Origin of the sequence: Streptoverticillium olivoreticuli subsp. olivoreticuli, from assembly GCF_003391135.1 — a bacterium.
In the GTDB taxonomy this organism is placed as follows: Bacteria; Actinomycetota; Actinomycetes; order Streptomycetales; family Streptomycetaceae; genus Streptomyces; species Streptomyces blastmyceticus.
On sequence record NZ_CP031455.1, the window covers coordinates 3835105 to 3853808 of the forward strand.

General features: G+C 71.6%; 14 protein-coding genes. All 14 read right to left on the bottom strand.

Annotated elements, in window-relative coordinates; genetic code table 11:
- Positions 1-18 precede the first annotated feature (18 nt).
- The 14 genes from rpmA to folC all read right to left on the bottom strand — a co-directional run bounded on the left by rpmA (position 19) and on the right by folC (position 18680).
- Positions 19-276: a 50S ribosomal protein L27 gene (gene rpmA, locus DXZ73_RS16675; RefSeq protein WP_116211787.1), complete on the bottom strand. Its 258-nt coding sequence runs from the start codon at positions 274-276 to the stop codon at positions 19-21.
- 14 nt (positions 277-290) lie between these two features.
- Entirely contained in the window at positions 291-611 is a 321-nt protein-coding gene (gene rplU, locus DXZ73_RS16680) for a 50S ribosomal protein L21 (protein WP_087928145.1), read from the bottom strand.
- A gap of 309 nt (positions 612-920) precedes the next feature.
- Positions 921-4778: an Rne/Rng family ribonuclease gene (locus tag DXZ73_RS16685; protein ID WP_116211788.1), complete on the bottom strand. Its 3858-nt coding sequence runs from the start codon at positions 4776-4778 to the stop codon at positions 921-923.
- Positions 4779-5000: 222 nt separating this feature from the next.
- Entirely contained in the window at positions 5001-5783 is a 783-nt protein-coding gene (locus DXZ73_RS16690) for a TIGR03936 family radical SAM-associated protein (protein WP_116215663.1), read from the bottom strand.
- 227 nt (positions 5784-6010) lie between these two features.
- Positions 6011-7936 carry a TIGR03960 family B12-binding radical SAM protein gene (locus DXZ73_RS16695; RefSeq protein ID WP_116211789.1) on the bottom strand — a complete coding sequence of 642 codons (1926 nt, stop codon included), beginning with the start codon at positions 7934-7936 and terminating at the stop codon, positions 6011-6013.
- A 102-nt stretch (positions 7937-8038) separates the two neighbouring features.
- Entirely contained in the window at positions 8039-9577 is a 1539-nt protein-coding gene (locus tag DXZ73_RS16700) for a CYTH and CHAD domain-containing protein (protein ID WP_116211790.1), read from the bottom strand.
- A gap of 83 nt (positions 9578-9660) precedes the next feature.
- Entirely contained in the window at positions 9661-10860 is a 1200-nt protein-coding gene (rodA, locus tag DXZ73_RS16705; RefSeq protein WP_116211791.1) for a rod shape-determining protein RodA, read from the bottom strand.
- Positions 10857-12992, bottom strand: coding sequence for a penicillin-binding protein 2 (gene mrdA / locus DXZ73_RS16710; protein WP_116211792.1), 2136 nt, complete (start codon positions 12990-12992; stop codon positions 10857-10859). The genes rodA and mrdA overlap by 4 nt, the downstream gene beginning before the upstream one ends.
- A 52-nt stretch (positions 12993-13044) precedes the next feature.
- Positions 13045-13686: a rod shape-determining protein MreD gene (mreD, locus tag DXZ73_RS16715; protein WP_116211793.1), complete on the bottom strand. Its 642-nt coding sequence runs from the start codon at positions 13684-13686 to the stop codon at positions 13045-13047.
- 4 nt (positions 13687-13690) lie between these two features.
- On the bottom strand, positions 13691-14623 hold the full coding sequence (gene mreC / locus DXZ73_RS16720; RefSeq protein WP_116211794.1) for a rod shape-determining protein MreC: 933 nt from the start codon (positions 14621-14623) through the stop codon (positions 13691-13693).
- Positions 14624-14813: 190 nt separating this feature from the next.
- Positions 14814-15833, bottom strand: a complete 1020-nt coding sequence (locus tag DXZ73_RS16725) for a rod shape-determining protein (RefSeq protein ID WP_004950903.1) — start codon at positions 15831-15833, stop codon at positions 14814-14816.
- A gap of 287 nt (positions 15834-16120) precedes the next feature.
- A complete protein-coding gene (gene ndk, locus DXZ73_RS16730) occupies positions 16121-16534 on the bottom strand; it encodes a nucleoside-diphosphate kinase (protein ID WP_116211795.1) in 414 nt (137 codons plus the stop codon).
- Positions 16535-16795: 261 nt separating this feature from the next.
- Positions 16796-17149, bottom strand: a complete 354-nt coding sequence (locus tag DXZ73_RS16735) for a DUF4233 domain-containing protein (RefSeq protein ID WP_116211796.1) — start codon at positions 17147-17149, stop codon at positions 16796-16798.
- 1 nt (position 17150) lies between these two features.
- Complete coding sequence (gene folC / locus DXZ73_RS16740; protein WP_116215664.1) at positions 17151-18680, bottom strand: bifunctional tetrahydrofolate synthase/dihydrofolate synthase; 1530 nt, start codon at positions 18678-18680, stop codon at positions 17151-17153.
- Between the last annotated feature and the right edge of the window lie 24 nt (positions 18681-18704).

An 18704-nucleotide genomic window follows, 5' to 3' on the forward strand; every position in this document is an offset into this window, starting at 1 on the left:
GTCGTGCCGAAAGGCTGATTACTCAGCGATCGGGACGATGTTCACGACCTTGCGACCACGGTGGGTGCCGAACTGCACCGCACCGGCGGCCAGCGCGAACAGGGTGTCGTCGCCACCGCGACCGACGCCCGTGCCCGGGTGGAAGTGGGTGCCGCGCTGGCGGACCAGGATCTCACCGGCGTTGACGGCCTGGCCGCCGAAGCGCTTGACGCCGAGCCGCTGAGCGTTGGAGTCGCGACCGTTCCGAGTGGACGATGCGCCCTTCTTGTGTGCCATGTGTTCTCAGTCCCTTACTTCGCAGCCGTGGGGATGCCGGTGACCTTGATCGCCGTGTACTGCTGGCGGTGACCAATGCGCTTGCGGTAGCCGGTCTTGTTCTTGTACTTCAGGATGTCGATCTTGGCACCCTTGTGGTGGTCCACAATCTCGGCCTGGACCTTGATCCCGGCCAGCACCCACGGGTCGCTGGTGACGGACTCGCCGTCGACCACGAGCAGCGTGGAGAGCTCGACGGAGTCGCCCACCTTGCCGTCGGAAATCTTGTCAACCTCGACGATGTCGCCGACAGCAACCTTGTGCTGGCGACCACCGCTACGCACGATTGCGTACACGCGGATCTCACTCTCTCGCTGGTAATCGGGACCTCTGATGCCAGCCGCTCACGCAGGCGTGAAGCCCGCGCATATCCGAAAGGACGAGCGGCCTCTCCCGGAATTCACCGGGAGGGATTTGCTCAGGGGTTGGCGTACAGACGCCGAAGGACAAGGTTACGGGGCCCTGTCCTGGGGGTCAAACCGGGCCCTCCCCCGGGGTGGCCGCTCCACGGAGCGGCCGTCCGGGTGGACCCAGGGCCTGGATTCCCCGGGTGCCGGGCGGACTGGAATTCAGCCCGCCCGGCACCCGGAGAAAAACAACCCGGCCTAGTCCTCGGCGGAAGCGGCGGGGGCCGTGGCGGCCTTCTTCGCCGTCTTCTTCGCCGGGGCCTTCTTGGCCGCCGTCTTGGTGGCGGTCTTCTTGGCCGTGGTCTTCTTGGCGGTCGTCGTCTTCTTGGCCGCCGTCTTCTTCGTGGCGGCGGCCTTCTTCGCCGGGGCCTTCTTGGCGGCCGTCTTACGGGCCGTCTTCTTGGCCGGGGCCGGGGTCTCCTCGGCCTCGGTCCCGTCCTCGGCGACCGGCTCGGTGACGGCCTCCGGCTCCACCGGCGCCGGCGCGGGCTCCGGCTCGGCGGCCGGGGCGGCCGGCGCGGTGACGACCACCACGGCCGCTTCCTCCGCCGCGGCGGGCGAGCCCGCCGGGGCGGACGCCCTGCGGGTCACCCGGCGGCGCGGCCGGGCGGGAGCGGCCGGAGCCGCCTCCACCGGGGCCTCGGCCGGAGCGGCCTCCACGACAGCCTCGACGACCGGCTCGGCCACGGGCTCGGCGGCCACCGGCTCGACGACCGGCTCGGCCGGCGCCGCGGTCTCCACGACGATCTCCGGCTCGGCGGCGGCCTTCGGGGCACCCGCCGGAGCGGTCGCTTTGCGGGTCGCCCGGCGCCGCGTACGGCCACCGCGCGAACCCGCCGCGGCACGCGCCTCGGCCGGGCTGCCGAACCACTCCTCGTCCCCGCCGACCGACGGCTGGAGCTCGGCCTCGGTCACCGCGACGGGCTCCAGCTCGGGCGCCTCGGCATCAGCCTCGACCTCGGCCTGCTCCGCGGCCTCCGCCGTCACGTGATCGTGCTCGTGCTCGTGCGGCTGCCCCTTGCCCTTCTTCTTGCCGCGCTTGCCGCCACCGCCACCGCCGACGGACGTGGGCTGGTCCATGTGGACGATCACGCCACGGCCGTTGCAGTGCACACACGGCTCGGAGAACGACTCCAGCAGGCCCTGGCCGACCCGCTTGCGGGTCATCTGCACCAGACCCAGCGAGGTCACCTCGGCGACCTGGTGCTTCGTACGGTCCCGGCCCAGGCACTCCAGCAGACGCCGCAGCACGAGGTCGCGGTTGGCCTCCAGCACCATGTCGATGAAGTCGATCACCACGATGCCGCCGAGGTCGCGCAGCCGCAGCTGACGCACGATCTCCTCGGCCGCCTCGAGGTTGTTCTTGGTGACCGTCTCCTCGAGGTTGCCGCCCTGACCGGTGAACTTGCCGGTGTTGACGTCGACCACGACCATCGCCTCGGTCCGGTCGATCACGAGCGAACCGCCGCTCGGCAGCCAGACCTTGCGGTCCAGCGCCTTCATCAGCTGCTCGTCGATCCGGTACGTGGCGAAGACGTCGACGTCCGACGTCCACTTCTGGAGCCGGTCGGTGAGGTCCGGGGCGACGTGCGAGACGTAGCCGTGGATGGTCTCCCAGGCGCCTTCACCGCTGACGATGACCTTGGAGAAGTCCTCGTTGAAGATGTCGCGCACGACGCGGACGGTCATGTCCGGCTCGCCGTACAGCAGGGTCGGGGCGTTGCCGCTCTTCGCCCGCTGCTGGATCTCCTCCCACTGCGCCTGGAGCCGCTGCACGTCACGCGCCAGCTCCTCCTCGCTCGCACCCTCGGCGGCCGTACGGACGATGACGCCCGCGTCCTCGGGGACGATCTTCTTGAGGATCTGCTTCAGACGCGCGCGCTCGGTGTCGGGCAGCTTGCGGCTGATGCCGGTCATCGAGCCCTCGGGCACGTACACGAGGTAGCGGCCCGGCAGCGAGACCTGGCTGGTCAGACGGGCGCCCTTGTGACCGATCGGGTCCTTGGTGACCTGCACGAGCACGGACTGGCCGGACTTCAGCGCGGTCTCGATGCGGCGCGGGCCGTTGCCCATGCCGAGCGCCTCGAAGTTGACCTCACCGGCGTACAGCACGGCGTTGCGGCCCTTGCCGATGTCGACGAAGGCGGCCTCCATGGACGGCAGGACGTTCTGGACCTTGCCCAGGTAGACGTTGCCGACGTAGCTGGTGGCCTGCTCCTTGTTGACGTAGTGCTCGACGAGGACGTTGTCCTCCAGCACGCCGATCTGGGTGCGCTCACCGCTCTGGCGCACGACCATCACGCGCTCGACGGCCTCACGGCGGGCCAGGAACTCGGCCTCGGTGATGATCGGCACCCGGCGGCGGCCCTGCTCGCGGCCCTCGCGGCGGCGCTGCTTCTTCGCCTCCATGCGGGTGGAGCCCTTGATGGACTGCACCTCGTCGAAGCCGGTGCCGGGCTCGCGCTCCTCGCGCTTGCGGGGCTCGCGGACCTTGACGACCGTGCGCTCCGGGTCGCCCTCGCCCACCTCGGCCTCGGCGGCGTCGCCACTGCGGCGACGACGGCGGCGACGGCGACGGCTGCCCGCGGAACCGGCGCCCGACTCCTCGCCGTACGCCTCCTCCTGCTCCTCCTCGGCGGCCTCGGCCTCTTCGGCCTCCTCCTCGGCGGCCTCGGCCTCCACGTCCCCGGCCTCACCACGGCGGCGACGACGGCCACCACGGCGGCGACGGCGCGAGGGGCGGTCCGACTCCTCCTCGTCGTGGGCGGCCTCGGCCTCTTCGGCCTCCTCGCCCTCGGCCTCCTCGGCCACGGCGGGAACGATCTCCTCCGCCACGGCCTGCTCGACCTCGGCGGGCTCGCCGCGACGGCGGCGACGGCGACGGCTGCCCGTGGCCGGCTGCGCGGCCTCGGCGGCCGGCTCGGCCTGCTCCGGCTCGGGCTCCTCCTCCGGCACGAAGGCGGCGGCAGCGGCAGCGGCGGTCTCCGGCGTCTGGAACATCGGCTCGGTGAAGACCGGCGCCTGGAAGACGGCGGTCGGCGGGCGCACGGCGCGACGACGGCCGCGCGCGGGGGCCTCGGCCTGCTCGGCCGGAACCTCGGTGGCGGCTTCCCGCGCACGGCTCTCGGCCTTGGCGGCCTCCAGCGCGGCGGCAGCGGCCTCGGCGTCACCGGTGGCGACCTTGCGGCGGCCGCGCGTACGGGCCGGGGCGGTCTCGGCGGCGGCCTCGGGCTCGGCGACACGGCGGCGCGTACGGCGGCCGCGGGTCTCGGCGACCGGCGCCTCCTCCTCGGCCGGGGCGGCCTCCGCGGGCTCCTCGACGACCGGCTCGGCGGCCTGCGGGGCACCGGCGGGCGCGGTGGCCTTACGGGTGGCACGACGGCGCGCGCGGGGGGCGGGAGCGGCCGGGATCTCCTCGGCGGCCTCCACCTCCTCCTCGGCCTCCGCGTCCTCGACGGGCGCGGGGACCTCGACCACGGTCTCGACGGTCTGCGGGGCACCGGCCGGGGCGGTCGCCTTGCGGGTGGCGCGACGGCGGGTGCGGGCGGCAGGCGCGGCCTCCGCGACGGGCGCCTCGGGCTCGACCTCGGTCGTCACGGGCGCCTCAGGCGCCTCGGCGACCTGCTCGGCGGCCTGCGGGGCACCGGCGGGCGCGGTGGCCTTGCGGGTGGCGCGGCGGCGCGTACGGGCCGGCTTGGCGTCCTCGACGGCCTCGGTGTCGGCGGCCACGACGGCGGCCGGGACCTCGGGGGTCTCCTCGACGGCCGGCTCGGCCGTACGGGGGGCGCCCGCCGGAGCCGTCGCCTTGCGGGTGGCACGGCGGCGGGGGCGCGCGGGGGTGGCCGGCGCGTCGGTGGCGGCCGGGGCCTCGGCGGCGGGTGCCGGTGCGGCGGACTGCGCCTCGGCGGCGGGGGCCGTCACGGACTGCTGTGCGCCTCCGTCGCCCGCCGACGGCGGGCCGGCGGGGCGGGACGCCGCACGGCGGCGGCGTCGGGGCGGCAGCGTGTCTCCAGGACCGCTGTCGGAGTGGTTGGCGGGCTCAATGGGTTCGAGCATGCGGGCGGTTCTCCCGTCACGCTCCCGGGCGCCGTGCCTTGGTCCGGCCCGGCGGTCCGCGTGATGTGCGCGGTACCGCCGTCCGGGGCGCGGTCGCCGCACGGGAGCTGTCGTCTCGCTCACCGGGTCCGAAATGTCGGCACCGGCGAAAGTCTCCTGGTCAGTGCGCCTGCCGGACCCGGGTGGCTCCCTGGTGGACCGGCGGCGCGGCGACGGCCGTCCTTACACAGAACCTTCCGGCACCTGCGCGGCACCGGCGCTCTGTCCGGCGGCCGTGGTTGATGCGGCCGGGGAAGCGTCGCGGTCGGGCGCGAGCGGGTCGGTCACCGTGCCGGACTCCTCATCGAGCAGCCCCTGCGCCAGCCTGGTCACCGCAGCGGGGACCGGCGGCGCCAGGTCGGCCGTAGCGCGGAGACCGGACAGGACGTCGTCGGGTCGAACGGCAGGTGTCAAGTGCCGAACAACCAGCCGCAGTATCGCACAGGCACCGTCGCCGGGCCTATCGGCCGGAGCGTCGAGGGCCTCGAGTCGGACCACCGCGGCGCGCGTGTCGAAGGTGCGCAACCCATTTTTCGTGCGGCGCTGGACCTCGACGGTCTCCGCCGCGAGAAAGGCCGCCACGGCGCGCTCGGCGTCCGCGACCTCGACGCCGTCCAGCCGCAGCTCCCAGACGGAAGCCTCCAGCCGGTCGGCGAAGGAGGAGGTGTGCGCCTCCACCGCGTCCGTGATGTCGAGCCCGTCCGGCAGCGACTCGTCGAGCAGCTCGCGCAGCTGCTGCGGGTCACGGACCTCGGCGAGCTGGATCTCCAGGAACTCGGCCTCACTGCCCGTGCCGGTGGGGGCGGCGTTGGCGTACGACACCTTGGGGTGCGGGGTGAAACCGGCCGAGTACGCCATGGGCACCTCGGCGCGGCGCAGGGCCCGCTCGAAGGCGCGCTGGAAATCGCGGTGGCTGGTGAACCGGAGGCGGCCGCGCTTGGTGTAGCGCAGACGAATGCGCTGCACCGCGGGTGCGGGCGGCGGGCCTTCGGGCTGTCGCTTGCCCAGGGGTTCCATCTCCTTGTTGCAGAGCCGCACAGAAGTGCAGCCCTTGACGTTCATGAGGGAACGGACCGCGGCAGTGGGCCTTCGAGCTGTTGCCTGCCCAGTCGGATCACCCCCGCCTGCGCGGGGAAACGGTCCGTTCCGTTACTCAGCCTACTTGGCGGCGCGGGACGACGCCGCCGGCGCTCCTACTTGACCACCGTGAGCGGCAGCAGCTTCTTGCCCGTCGGGCCGATCTGGATGCTCGTGTCCATCTGCGGGCAGACGCCGCAGTCGAAGCACGGGGTCCAGCGGCAGTCCTCGACCTCGGTCTCGTCGAGCGCGTCCTGCCAGTCCTCCCAGAGCCAGTCCTTGTCGAGACCGGAGTCCAGGTGGTCCCAGGGCAGGACCTCCTCGTACGTGCGCTCGCGCGTCGTGTACCAGGCGACGTCGACGCCCTGCGGCGGCAGCGTCTGCTCGGCGCTCTTGATCCAGCGGTCGTACGAGAAGTGCTCGCGCCAGCCGTCGAAGCGGCCGCCGGACTCGTAGACCGCGCGGATGACGGCGCCGACGCGGCGGTCGCCGCGGGAGAGCAGGCCCTCGATGATGCCGGGCTTGCCGTCGTGGTAGCGGAAGCCGATCGAGCGCCCGTACTTCTTGTCGCCGCGGATCTTGTCGCGCAGCTTCTCCAGCCGCGCGTCGGTCTCCTCGGCGGAGAGCTGCGGCGCCCACTGGAACGGCGTGTGCGGCTTGGGCACGAAGCCGCCGATGGAGACCGTGCAGCGGATGTCGTTCTGCCCGGACACCTTGCGGCCCTCGGCGATGACGTTGACCGCCATGTCGCCGATCTGGAGGACGTCCTCGTCGGTCTCCGTCGGCAGGCCGCACATGAAGTACAGCTTCACCTGGCGCCAGCCGTTGCCGTACGCGGTGGAGACCGTACGGATCAGGTCCTCCTCCGAGACCATCTTGTTGATGACCTTGCGCATGCGCTCGGAGCCGCCCTCGGGGGCGAAGGTGAGGCCCGACCTGCGGCCGTTGCGGGTGAGCTCGTTGGCGAGGTCGACGTTGAAGGCGTCCACGCGGGTCGACGGCAGGGAGAGGCCGATCTTGTCCTCTTCGTAGCGGTCGGCGAGGCCCTTGGCGATGTCACCGATCTCGGTGTGGTCCGCGGAGGACAGCGACAGCAGGCCGACCTCCTCGAAGCCGGTGGCCTTCAGACCCTTTTCGACCATCTCGCCGATGCCGGTGATGCTTCGCTCCCGCACGGGGCGCGTGATCATGCCGGCCTGGCAGAAGCGGCAGCCGCGGGTGCAGCCGCGGAAGATCTCGACGGACATGCGCTCGTGCACGGTCTCGGCGAGCGGGACGAGCGGCTGCTTGGGGTAGGGCCACTCGTCGAGGTCCATGACGGTGTGCTTGGACACGCGCCACGGCACGCCGGTGTGGTTGGGCACGACGCGGGCGATCCGGCCGTCCGGCAGGTACTCCACGTCGTAGAAGCGCGGGACGTACACGCCGCCGGTCCGGGCGAGGCGCAGCAGCACCTCGTCGCGGCCGCCGGGGCGGCCTTCCGCCTTCCACGCCCGGATGATGTCGGTGATCTCCAGCACGGCCTGCTCGCCGTCACCGATCACCGCGCAGTCGATGAAGTCCGCGATCGGCTCGGGGTTGAAGGCCGCGTGGCCGCCGGCGAGGACGATCGGGTCGTCGAGCGTGCGGTCCTTGGACTCCAGCGGGATGTCCGCGAGGTCCAGGGCGGTGAGCATGTTGGTGTAGCCGAGCTCGGTGGAGAAGCTCAGGCCGAAGACGTCGAACGCCTTCACGGGCCGGTGGGCGTCCACGGTGAACTGCGGGACCTTGTGCTCGCGCATCAGCTGCTCGAGGTCGGGCCACACGCTGTACGTGCGCTCGGCGAGCACGCCCTCGCGCTCGTTGAGGACCTCGTAGAGGATCATGACGCCCTGGTTGGGCAGCCCGACCTCGTAGGCGTCGGGGTACATGAGCGCCCAGCGGACGTCGCACTCTTCCCAGGGCTTGACCGTGGAGTTGAGCTCGCCGCCGACGTACTGGATCGGCTTCTGCACATGCGGGAGCAGAGCTTCGAGCTGCGGGAAGACCGATTCGGCAGACATACGAACCTTCGTGAGCTGACAGGGGTGACCCTCAAGGCTAACGCAGCCGTGGTCACCCCTCTGCACAGCGATCTTGAAGGCGACGGGCCGCCCGGGAGGCGGTCACGCCCCCAGCGCCTCGCGGTACCGCTTGCGCGACACCTTCCGCCACAGCCCCGGCAGCTCCCGCTCGTCTTCGGCCGCGCGCCGCTCCTCCCGGCCGTACAGGAGTCCGAGTGTGAAGGTGCTCTCGCCCGCGGCGTGCGCCTCGGCCGCGAGCGTGCGCAGGGCGGTGCGCGCCATGACGCTGTCCTGGTGGTCGCCGAGCAGGGTCTGTACGGACTTCATGCGCTCGGCGAACCGTTTCGCCGGTTTCCCCAGCGCCGACTGCGCCGCCTCCGCGGCGTAGCGGACGCGCTTGGCGGCCTTGCGGGCGTCGTGCAGGACGGTGTCGCGCTCGGGGCCCGGCCCGGTGGTGAGGGCGTGCTCGACTCGGGCGGCGAGGCGTCCGTAGTCGCGCAGGACGGCCCCGGCCAGTACGTCGCCGGGCGGCAGGGCGGCGGCGGGGAGCAGGGGCGGGTCCGCGAGGAGGGCGTCGAGGGTGTCCAGGAGCGTGAGGTAGCGGTCGCCGTCGAGGAGCGCGGCGAGGCGCTTGCGGGCGCCCTTGCCGCGGCCCGCCGCGGCACCGCGGAGCCTCGCGCGCACGGGCCCGAGGACGAGCGTGCCGTCCACCTCGGACAGCCGCTCGGACAGCCGCTCGGCGAGCACTTCGCGGTCGCGGTCGACGCCGAGTTCGGCGGCGAGCCACTTGAGTTCCTCGCCGATCGGGTCGGTGGCCTTCCGGTCGAGGACCTTGCCGTACGTGTGGAAGGCGCTGCGGAGCCGGCGGGTGGCGACCCTCATCTGGTGGACGGAGTCCTCGGCGCGGCCGCGGACGGCGGGGTCGAGGGCGAGGAGGGCGTCGGTCTGTTCGCGGACGTACGCGAGGACGTGGTCACCGGCGGTGGGTTCCGCGGGCTTCCCCGGTCTCCTCCGCGCGGCCTTCGGCGGTGCGGGGTCGGTCTCCTCCAGGGCCCTGGCCAGCTTGGAGGGGGCCTTCGACGGGCAGAGCCCGGCCTTGCGCAGGCGCCGCTCCACGGTGTCGAGGAAGGCCGGATCGGCACCCTCGCCGAGCTCGACCTCGACCTCCGTCCAGCGGGCGGTGCGGCCGCCGCGGGTGAGCCGGTCGGCGGTGACCGCGTCCTCGCTCGCCTCGGCGAGGAGGGTCCCGTCGCCGTCGAACAGCTGCCGCACCGTACGGCGGGAGACGATGCGCACCAGCGGGGTCAGGTCGGCGCGGCGGATCCGGGAGCGCACGAGGTCGGTGAGGGCGCGCGGCACGGCCGGGGAGAGGGGCGCGCGGATCTCGTCGCGCACGCCGGGGGCGACGGGGAGCTTGAGGTGCCAGCCCGCGTCCTTTCCGCCGGTGCGGCGGCGCAGGGTGATGTGCGCGCCGGCCAGTCGGCGGTCCTCGGTGTCGTAGTAGACGGCGTCGAGCTTCTGCGTCCCTTGGTCGGTGACGGTCGCCACGCCTTTGACACGGCGGAGGTCGGGCAGCCGGGCCTTGCCCGTACCGTCGCCGGGTTCGTACTTCCGCTCGATCTCTCGCACGGTGTCCGCCATATGGCGAATCTAACCCTTGGTCGCCCCTCTGGGCAGGGCTTGTCGGTGGCCCGGCTGGTTATGGATGTGCGAGCGGTGGTTTTTCACGCCGACATCGGGCGCTGGACCTTGATCGACTGGAGGAGTCCGATCGCGATCCACGCCGCGAACATCGACGAGCCGCCGTAGGAGACGAAGGGCAGCGGCAGGCCCGTCACCGGCATGATCCCCAGCGTCATCCCGATGTTCTCGAACGCCTGGAAGGCGAACCAGGCGATTATCCCGGCCGCGACGATCGTCCCGTACAGCTCCGTCGTCTCGCGTGCGATCCGGCACGCGCGCCACAGCACGACCCCGACGAGGAAGATGATCGCGCCCGCGCCGACGAAGCCGAGCTCCTCCCCCGCGACGGTGAAGATGAAGTCGGTCTGTTGTTCGGGCACGAACTGGCCGGTCGTCTGGGAGCCGTGGAAGAGCCCGGAGCCGGTGAGGCCGCCGGAACCGATGGCGATGCGGGCCTGGTTGGTGTTGTAGCCGACGCCGGAGGGGTCGAGCGCGGGGTTGGCAAAGGCGGCGAAGCGGTTGATCTGGTACTCGTCGAGGACGCCGAGCTGCCAGACGAGGACACAGCCGAGGACGCCCGCGCCGAGCAGTCCGGCGACCCAGCGGTTGGAGGCGCCGGAGGCGAGCAGCACGGCGAGGACGATGACCACCAGCACCATCACGGAGCCGAGGTCGGGCATCAGCAGGATGACCAGGATCGGCAGGGCGGCGAGGCCGAGGGCCTGTACGACGGTGCGGTGGTCGGGGTGCGCCCGGTCGCCCGCGTCGACCTTGGCGGCCAGCAGCATCGCCATGCCGAGCGTGATGGTGATCTTGGTGAATTCGGACGGCTGGATGGAGAAGCCGCCGCCCAGCTGGATCCAGGAGCGGGCGCCGTTGATGGTCGCGCCCAGCGGGGTGAGCACGGCGGCGGTGAGCAGCACGGAGACGCCGTAGAGGATGGGGACGGCGCCGCGCAGGGCGCGGTGGCCGACCCAGACCGCGCCGATGGCGAGGCCGAGCCCGATGCCGGTGTTGAGGATGTTGCGGAGCAGGAAGTAGTACGGGTCGCCGTGGGTGAGCTCCTTGCGACCGCGGGTGGCGGAGTAGACGAGCAGGGTGCTGATGCCCGAGAGGGCGAGCGCGGCGAGCAGCATGACCCAGTCGAGGCGGCGGAGGACGGAGTCGCGGGCGGTGAGCGTGCCCCAGATGCCGCGCTCGGGGGTGTAGCGGCGGATCTTGTAGCCGCCGGTGGCGCTCATTGCTGCTTGTCCTCCTTCCGGGCGGGCGGGGAGGGCACGTCGATCTTCTGGGCCTCGATCGTGCCGTCCTTCTCGATCCTGGGGAGTCCGCTCTCGGGGTGCGGCAGCAGGGCCTTGCCCGGGTCGATCCTGCCCTTCTCGTCGACGCCGTAGAGCGCGTTGTAGATGTTGCGCACGGCGGGGCCGGAGGCGCCGGAGCCGGTGCCGCCCTGAGAGATCGTCATGACGACGGTGTAGTCCTGGGTGTACGTCGCGAACCACGAGGTGGTCTGCTTGCCGTAGACCTCGGCGGTGCCGGTCTTGGCGTGCATCGGGATGTCCTTCTGCGGCCAGCCCTCGAAGCGCCAGGCGGCGCTGCCGTTGGTGGCGACGCCGGCGAGCGCGCCGTCGAGCTGGTCGCGGGTCCTCTGGTCGAAGGGCAGCCTGCCGTGGGCCGTGGGCGCGATCTCCTGGACGCTCTTGCCGTCGGGGCTGACGATGGCCTTGCCGATGGTGGGGTTGTAGAGCGTGCCGCCGTTGCTGATGCCCGCGTAGATGGTGGCCATCTGGATGGGGGTGACGAGGGTGTCGCCCTGGCCGATGGAGTAGTTGACGGAGTCACCGGCGCGCATCCGCATGCCGGACTCGCAGTTCTCCTTGGCGATCTTGGCGGCGTAGTCGTCGCCGCTGCTGCCGCCCTGCTTGCACCAGGTGTCCTTGTTGGCCTCCCAGTACCGCTTCTTCCACTCGCGGTCCGGGACCCGGCCCTTGACCTCGTTGGGGAGGTCGATGCCGGTCTCCTTGCCGAGGCCGAAGTCGTGGGCGGTGCGGTAGAACCAGTCCGCGGGGTGCTTGGGGTTGTTGCCGCCGTCCTTCTGCCACTGGCGGAAGGCCAGGTCGTAGAAGACGGTGTCGCAGGAGACCTCCAGCGCCCGGCCGAGGTTGATCGGGCCGTAGCCCTTGGACTCGAAGTTCTTGAAGACCTGGTTGCCGATGCTGTACGAGCTGGAGCAGTTGTAGTTGTCGGTGAAGGCGTATCCGGCCTTGACCGCGGCGGTGGCGGAGATGACCTTGAAGATCGAGCCGGGTGCCGCCTGCCCCTGGATGGCCCGGTTGAGCAGGGGGTAGTCGGAGTCCTTGCCGGTGAGCTGCCTGTAGTCCTTGGCGGAGATGCCGCCGACCCAGGCGTTGGGGTCGTAGGTGGGGTTGGAGGCCATGGCCACGACCCGGCCGGTCCTGGACTCCATCACCACGACGGCGCCGGCGTCGGCCTTGTAGTTGACGCCGGTGTTCTTGTCGAGCTCCTTGCGGGCGTCCTTCATCGCCTGGTCCAGTTCCCGTTCCGCTATGGCCTGCACGCGGGCGTCGATGCTGGTGACGATGTTGGAGCCGGGCACGGCCTTGTCGCTCTTGGCCTTGCCGATGACGCGGCCGAGGTTGTCGACCTCGTAGCGGGTGACGCCCGCCTTGCCGCGCAGCTGGGTGTCGTACTGCCGCTCCAGACCGGAGCGGCCGACCTGGTCGGAGCGGAGCAGCGGGGCGGAGCCGGACTTCGTCTTGCTGATCTCGTCGTCGGTGACGGGGGAGAGATAGCCGAGCACCTGGGCGGTGTTGGAGCCGCCGGGCCCGGCGTAGCGGCGTACGGCCGTGGGTTCGGCGGTGACGCCGGGGAAGTCCTCCGCGCGCTCACGGATCTGCAGGGCCTGCTGGGTGGTGGCCTCGTCGGTGATGGGGATGGGCTGGTAGGGCGAGCCGGCCCAGCAGGGCTTGGGGGTCTTGGCGTCGCACAGCCGCACCTTGGCGGCGACGTCCTCGGGCCTGAGATTGAGGACCCCGGCGAGCCTGGCCAGGACGGCCTTGCCCCGGTCGTGCATCTTCAGCAGGTCGGTGCGGTTGGCGGAGACGACGAGGCGGGTCTCGTTGTCGGCGAGGGGCACGCCGCGGGCGTCCAGTATCGAGCCGCGGGTGGCGGGGGCGACGACCTGCTGGATGTGGTTGTCGGCGGCTTCGGCGGTGTACTGGTCGCCGTTGCGGATCTGGAGGTACCAAAGGCGCCCGCCGAGGGTGAGCAGGAGGGAGACGACGAGGATCTGGATGGTGACGAGGCGGATGGTGACGCGGGAGGTCCGCCCGGTCTCGGGAAGGTTGCTCATGACGCCCCCTCAGCCGTCCGCGGGAGTTTCTTACGGATGGGTGCCGTGCCGGTCACAGCCGCCGGACCCCCTTGACGCGCCCCTGGCGCCGGACCGGCCTGCCGAAGAGGCCGCCGCGCTGGCCGCCGAGGCGGGAGAACGCGCCCTCGCCGCCGCCTCCCAGCGTGGCGGGGCCCTCGCCGGCGAGCGGGTCGTTCTCGGTGCGCCGGGCGAGCGCCATGATCAGCGGCACGGTGAAGGGTGCCAGCAGCAGGTCGTAGAGCGTGGCGGTGAGGACCAGGCCGGTCAGTCCCACGTGGCGGGCGGCGGTGTCGCCGACGAGGGAGCCGACGCCCGCGTAGAGCAGGGTGGAGCCGATGGCCGCGGCGACGACGACGAGCATGGGGACGGTGGCCGAGCGGAGCCGTCCGGACTCCGGCCTGACGAGGCCGACGAGATAGCCGATCACGCACAGCACGAGGGCGTACCGCCCGGTGGCGTGGTCGGCGGGCGGCGCCAGGTCGGCGAGCAGGCCCGCGCCGAAGCCGATGAGGGCGCCGCTGGTGTGGCCGTAGACGAGCGTGAGGCCGATGACGACGAGGAGCATCAGGTCGGGGACGGCGCCGGGGAGATGGAGCCGGGCGAGGACGGTCACCTGGACGACGAGGGCGATCACCACGAGCGCCGACGAGAGCAGGATCCGGTTGATGCGCATCGGTTCAGTCCTGGGGTTTGGCGCTCGCGGAGGGGGTGGCCGTCACGGTCACCGTGGGGGTCGGCTTGGGGGCTTCCGGTTTCGGCGGCAGGACGGTGTCGCGGGGGTCGGTACGGGGCGCCTCGACGACGACGCCCACGATGTCGAGCCTGCTGAAGCCGACGAAGGGCCGGATCTGGAGGGTGCGGGTCAGGCTGCCGCCCGCGGGTTCGACACGGGTGACCTCGCCGACGGGGACGCCGGGCACGAACGGCTTGTCCCTGCTGGAGCCGAAGGTGACGAGGCGGTCGCCCTCGTGGACGACGGCCTTGCCGTTGAGGAGCTCGACGCGCAGGGAGCGGTCGCCCTGGCCGGTGGCGAAGCCGAGTTCGCCGGACTTCTCCATGCGGGTGCCGACGGTGAACTTGGGGTCGGTCGCCAGCAGGACGGTGGCGGTGGACCGGGAGACGGTGGTGACCCGGCCGACGAGACCGTCGCCGTCGAGCACGGTCATGTCGCGCCGGATGCCGTCGTTGCTGCCCGCGTCGATGGTGACCGTCCACGAGAAGCCCTGGGCGGCTCCTATGGCGATGACCTGGGCGCCCTTGATGCCGTACTGGCCGCGGCCCGCCGTCTTGAGCATGGCGTCGAGCTCGCGGGCCCGGCCGCGGTTGCGGTCGTTGCTGCCGAGGCGCTGCTTGAGGGTGGCGTTCTCCCGCTCCAGCTGGGCGATGCGGCTGTGCCGGCCACCGGAGTCCCGTACGGCCGCGATGGCGTTGCCGACCGGGTCCACGGCGTCGGCCACCCCCGCCTCCACCGGCCCGAAGGCCGAGGCGGCGGCGTGCCGGACACCGTCGAGCGGGGACTGCTCGCCACCGCGGATGTCCACCGTGATCAGTGCGAACGCGACGGCGACCAGCAGCACCAGTAGCAGCCGGCTCTCTCGTGTGTCCCTCACGTGCGGCGGCGTGCCCTTCTCGTCGGACCGGTCGGCTGCGGGTCCGGGCCGGTCATCGGGAGCGTTCTGCCTGTATATCAGGTTGTTTACCGGCAGCGGGTACAGCTGGGCACGACCCTCGCGCCGTCCTGGCACGGGCGGCGCAAGGGTCCGGCCGGGGCCGACGCGTCAGCCCCGGCCGGTCACCTGGTCACCGGCGGGGCTGGGCGTCCAGCACCTGCTGGAGTGCCTCGAACTCCTCGACGCACTTGCCGGAGCCCAGGGCGACGGAGTCCAGCGGGTCCTCGGCGATGTGGATCGGCATCCCGGTCTCCCGGCGCAGCCGCTCGTCGAGGCCGCGCAGGAGAGCGCCGCCGCCCGTGAGAACGATCCCGCGGTCCATCACGTCACCCGACAGCTCGGGCGGGCACTTGTCGAGGGTGGTCTTGACCGCGTCGACGATGGAGTTGACGGGCTCCTCGATGGCCTTGCGGACCTCGGCGGCCGAGATGACCACGGTCTTGGGCAGACCGCTGACGAGGTCGCGGCCGCGGATCTCGGTGTGCTCGTCCTGTTCGAGGTCGTAGGCCGAACCGATGGTGATCTTGATCTGTTCGGCGGTGCGCTCACCGAGGAGGAGGCTGTACTCCTTCTTGATGTGCTGGATGATCGCGTTGTCCAGCTCGTCGCCGGCGACCCGGATGGACTGCGCGGTGACGATTCCGCCGAGGGAGATCACTGCGACCTCGGTGGTGCCGCCGCCGATGTCGACGACCATGTTGCCGGTGGCCTCGTGCACGGGGAGGCCGGAGCCGATCGCGGCGGCCATCGGCTCCTCGATGATGTGCACCTGGCGGGCGCCGGCCTGGGTGGACGCCTCGATCACGGCGCGGCGCTCGACCCCGGTGATGCCGGAGGGCACACAGACCACGACGCGCGGGCGGGCCATCCAGCGCCGTTTGTGGATCTTGAGGATGAAGTAGCGGAGCATCCGCTCCGTGATCTCGAAGTCCGCGATCACCCCGTCCTTCAGCGGACGCACCGCGACGATGTTGCCCGGGGTCCGGCCGATCATCTTCTTCGCCTCGGCACCCACCGCGAGGATGCCACCGGTGTTGGTGTTGATGGCTACGACGGACGGCTCGTTGAGGACGATGCCACGGCCTCTGACGTACACCAGCGTGTTGGCGGTCCCGAGGTCGACAGCCATGTCACGGCCGATGAACGACATGTTGTTCCCCATGAGGATACGTCTGGCCTTCCCAGCTGGAGCGAATGCTTACTTGAGGTCGGCAGGGTGTGCGGTGCGCTGCGGGGCGCGGAAGCTTCATCGTAGTCTCGACCGGTCGTACGCGGTGCGAGGGTTCCTCCGCCATTGTCGGCGGAACGCGAGCCCGCCCCAGTAATGGTGACGTCGTGTCGGAGTGAGAGGTTCCCTCGTTCGCCGCGCATATGCCAGAGGCGGCCGAAAAGAAATCGGCCGCCCCTGATCAGAATGGGTGCGTCTCTGATGAACTATCAGGCAAGGCCCGGAAAGAAAATCTTGATTTCCCGCTGGGCGGACTCCTCGGAGTCCGAGGCGTGGATGAGGTTCTCGCGCGTGATGGTGCCGAAGTCGCCACGGATGGAGCCCGGGGCGGCCGAGATGGGGTCGGTCGGACCGGCCAGCGCGCGCACGCCCTCGATCACACGCTCCCCCTCGACCACCAGGGCCACGATCGGCCCGGAGGACATGAACTGCATCAGGGGCTCGTAGAAGTCGCGGCCGACGTGCTCGGCGTAGTGCTGCTCCAGCGTCCCCCGGTCGAGGGTGCGCAGCTCCAGCGCGCTGATCGTCCAGTTCGCCTTGCGCTCGATCCGGCCGATGATCTCGCCGACCAGGCCACGCCGAACGGCATCCGGCTTGAGGAGGACGAGGGTGCGCTGGCTCATATTTGCGGCTCCTTGCGGGCGGGACAACAGTGCCGCCGAGGGTATCGCGGATCATGGGTGCCCGTCCGCCGCCGTCTGCGGGCCGTCTCTTGCCGCCTGCGGCGGGAGCGGCCTGCGGCCGCGTCCTCAAACGCCGGACGGGCTGGATTGTGCGGACCGTAGCCAGCACATTCAGCCCGTGGGGGCACCTCCCAGCGGTAGCTGGGGGAGTTTGAGGACCGGAGTCCGGGGCGTAGCCCCGTGCAGGAGGCCCGCACCGGGCTACGCGGGATCAGCCGCCTCGGTCTCCTGCGCCGCGAAGCGGCGCTTGGCCTCGTCGACCTTGCCTCCGAAGTGCACCGACGCCCACCACAGCACACCGAAGACGACACCCAGGATGAACATCATCGGCACGACGAAGCCGCTGAGGACCAGGCCGATCTGCAGCAGCCACCCCAGCTGTACGCCACCGGGCCGCCCGAGCATCCCGCACAGCAGGACGCTCAGGACCATGGCCGTGCCGCTGACGGCCCAGACCGTGCCGTCCGACAGGCCGGACGTCTGCATGGCCACCAGGCCGGCGAATCCGATGACGAAGAATTCACCGATCAGGGTGCTGGCGCACAGCATTCGCATGTCAGTCCCTCCCCAGGAGCAGCCGGGCCTCGCCGACCGTGATCACGGAGCCGGTCACCAGGACGCCCGCGCCGGAGAACTCGCCCTCTTCCTCCGCGAGGGTGATGGCCGCCTCCAGGGCGTCGTCGAGCCGGGGCTCGACCTGCACGCGCTCGGCGCCGAAGATCTCGACCGCGGTCGCGGCCAGGTCGTCGGGGTCCATGGAGCGGGCGGTGGAGTTCCGGGTCACCACGACCTCGGCGAAGATCGGTTCGAAGGCTTCCAGGAGCCCCCGGACGTCCTTGTCGGCGCTGGCGCCGACCACACCGATGAGGCGGCTGAAGCCGAACGCCTCGGTGACCGCCTCGGCCGCGGCGGCCGCGCCCGCGGGGTTGTGCGCGGCGTCCAGCACCACGGTGGGGCTGCGGCGCACGACCTCCAGCCGGCCCGGCGAGGTGACGGCGGCGAAGGCGCGGCGGACGGTGTCGATGTCGAGCGTGCGGGCGTGCTGCGAGCCGATGCCGAAGAAGGCCTCGACGGCGGCGAGGGCGACCGCGGCGTTGTGCGCCTGGTGGGCGCCGTACAGCGGGAGGAAGACGTCGGGGTACTCGCCGCCGAGCCCGCGCAGCGTCAGCAGCTGGCCGCCGACGGCGACCTCGCGGGAGACGACGCCGAACTCCATGCCCTCGCGGGCGACCGTCGCGTCCGCGTCGACCGAGCGCTTGAGGAGGACCTGCGCGGCGTCGACGGGCTGCTGGGCGAGGACGACGGTGGCGTCCTGCTTGACGATCCCGGACTTCTCCCCGGCGATCTCGCCGGGGGTGGTGCCGAGCCGGTCGGTGTGGTCCAGCGAGATGGGGGTGACGACCGCGACCGTGCCGTCGATGACGTTGGTGGCGTCCCAGGTGCCGCCCATGCCGACCTCGACGACCGCCACGTCGACGGGGGCGTCCGCGAAGGCCGCGAAGGCCATGGCGGTGAGCACCTCGAAGAAGGACAGCCGGTGCTCTTCGCGGTCGTCGACCATCTGCACATACGGCTGGATGTCGCGGTAGGTCTCGATGAAGCGCTCGGCCTCGATGGGGGCGCCGTCCAGGCTGATCCGCTCGGTGACGGACTGGACGTGCGGGCTCGTGTAGCGGCCGGTGCGCAGGTCGAAGGCGCCCAGCAGGGCCTCGATCATGCGGGCGGTGCTGGTCTTGCCGTTGGTGCCGGTGATGTGGATGGCGGGGTACGCGCGCTGCGGCTGGCCCAGGATGTCCATCAGCGCCTCCATGCGCCGCGTCGACGGGTCCAGCTTGGTCTCGCCCCAGCGCCCGGCCAGCTCGGTCTCCACCTCGCGCAGCGCCCGGTCGACCTCGGGGTCGGCGGGGCGGGCCGGCACGCCGTCGCCCTGCGGCGGGCCTCCCTGGGCGCGCAGGGTGCGGCTGCCCGCCTCGATCACGGCGAGGTCGGGGTCGCGGTCGGTCTCGGCGTCGACAATCTCGGCAAACCGGTCGTCCTCGCCGGGGCCGGTGTCGTCGTTCTCGTCGTTCAAGGGGCGCTCGGTCACGCGGTCCAGTCTACGGAGCCGCAC

What these genes read in the sequence shown, in the direction of transcription:
- rpmA (WP_116211787.1), bottom strand. Translation starts at nt 276, where the DNA reads ATGGCACACAAGAAGGGCGCATCGTCCACTCGGAACGGTCGCGACTCC.
- DXZ73_RS16685 (WP_116211788.1), bottom strand. Translation starts at nt 4,778, where the DNA reads ATGCTCGAACCCATTGAGCCCGCCAACCACTCCGACAGCGGTCCTGGA.
- DXZ73_RS16695 (WP_116211789.1), bottom strand. Translation starts at nt 7,936, where the DNA reads ATGTCTGCCGAATCGGTCTTCCCGCAGCTCGAAGCTCTGCTCCCGCAT.
- DXZ73_RS16700 (WP_116211790.1), bottom strand. Translation starts at nt 9,577, where the DNA reads ATGGCGGACACCGTGCGAGAGATCGAGCGGAAGTACGAACCCGGCGAC.
- rodA (WP_116211791.1), bottom strand. Translation starts at nt 10,860, where the DNA reads ATGAGCGCCACCGGCGGCTACAAGATCCGCCGCTACACCCCCGAGCGC.
- mrdA (WP_116211792.1), bottom strand. Translation starts at nt 12,992, where the DNA reads ATGAGCAACCTTCCCGAGACCGGGCGGACCTCCCGCGTCACCATCCGC.
- mreD (WP_116211793.1), bottom strand. Translation starts at nt 13,686, where the DNA reads ATGCGCATCAACCGGATCCTGCTCTCGTCGGCGCTCGTGGTGATCGCC.
- DXZ73_RS16725 (WP_004950903.1), bottom strand. Translation starts at nt 15,833, where the DNA reads ATGTCGTTCATCGGCCGTGACATGGCTGTCGACCTCGGGACCGCCAAC.
- ndk (WP_116211795.1), bottom strand. Translation starts at nt 16,534, where the DNA reads ATGAGCCAGCGCACCCTCGTCCTCCTCAAGCCGGATGCCGTTCGGCGT.
- DXZ73_RS16735 (WP_116211796.1), bottom strand. Translation starts at nt 17,149, where the DNA reads ATGCGAATGCTGTGCGCCAGCACCCTGATCGGTGAATTCTTCGTCATC.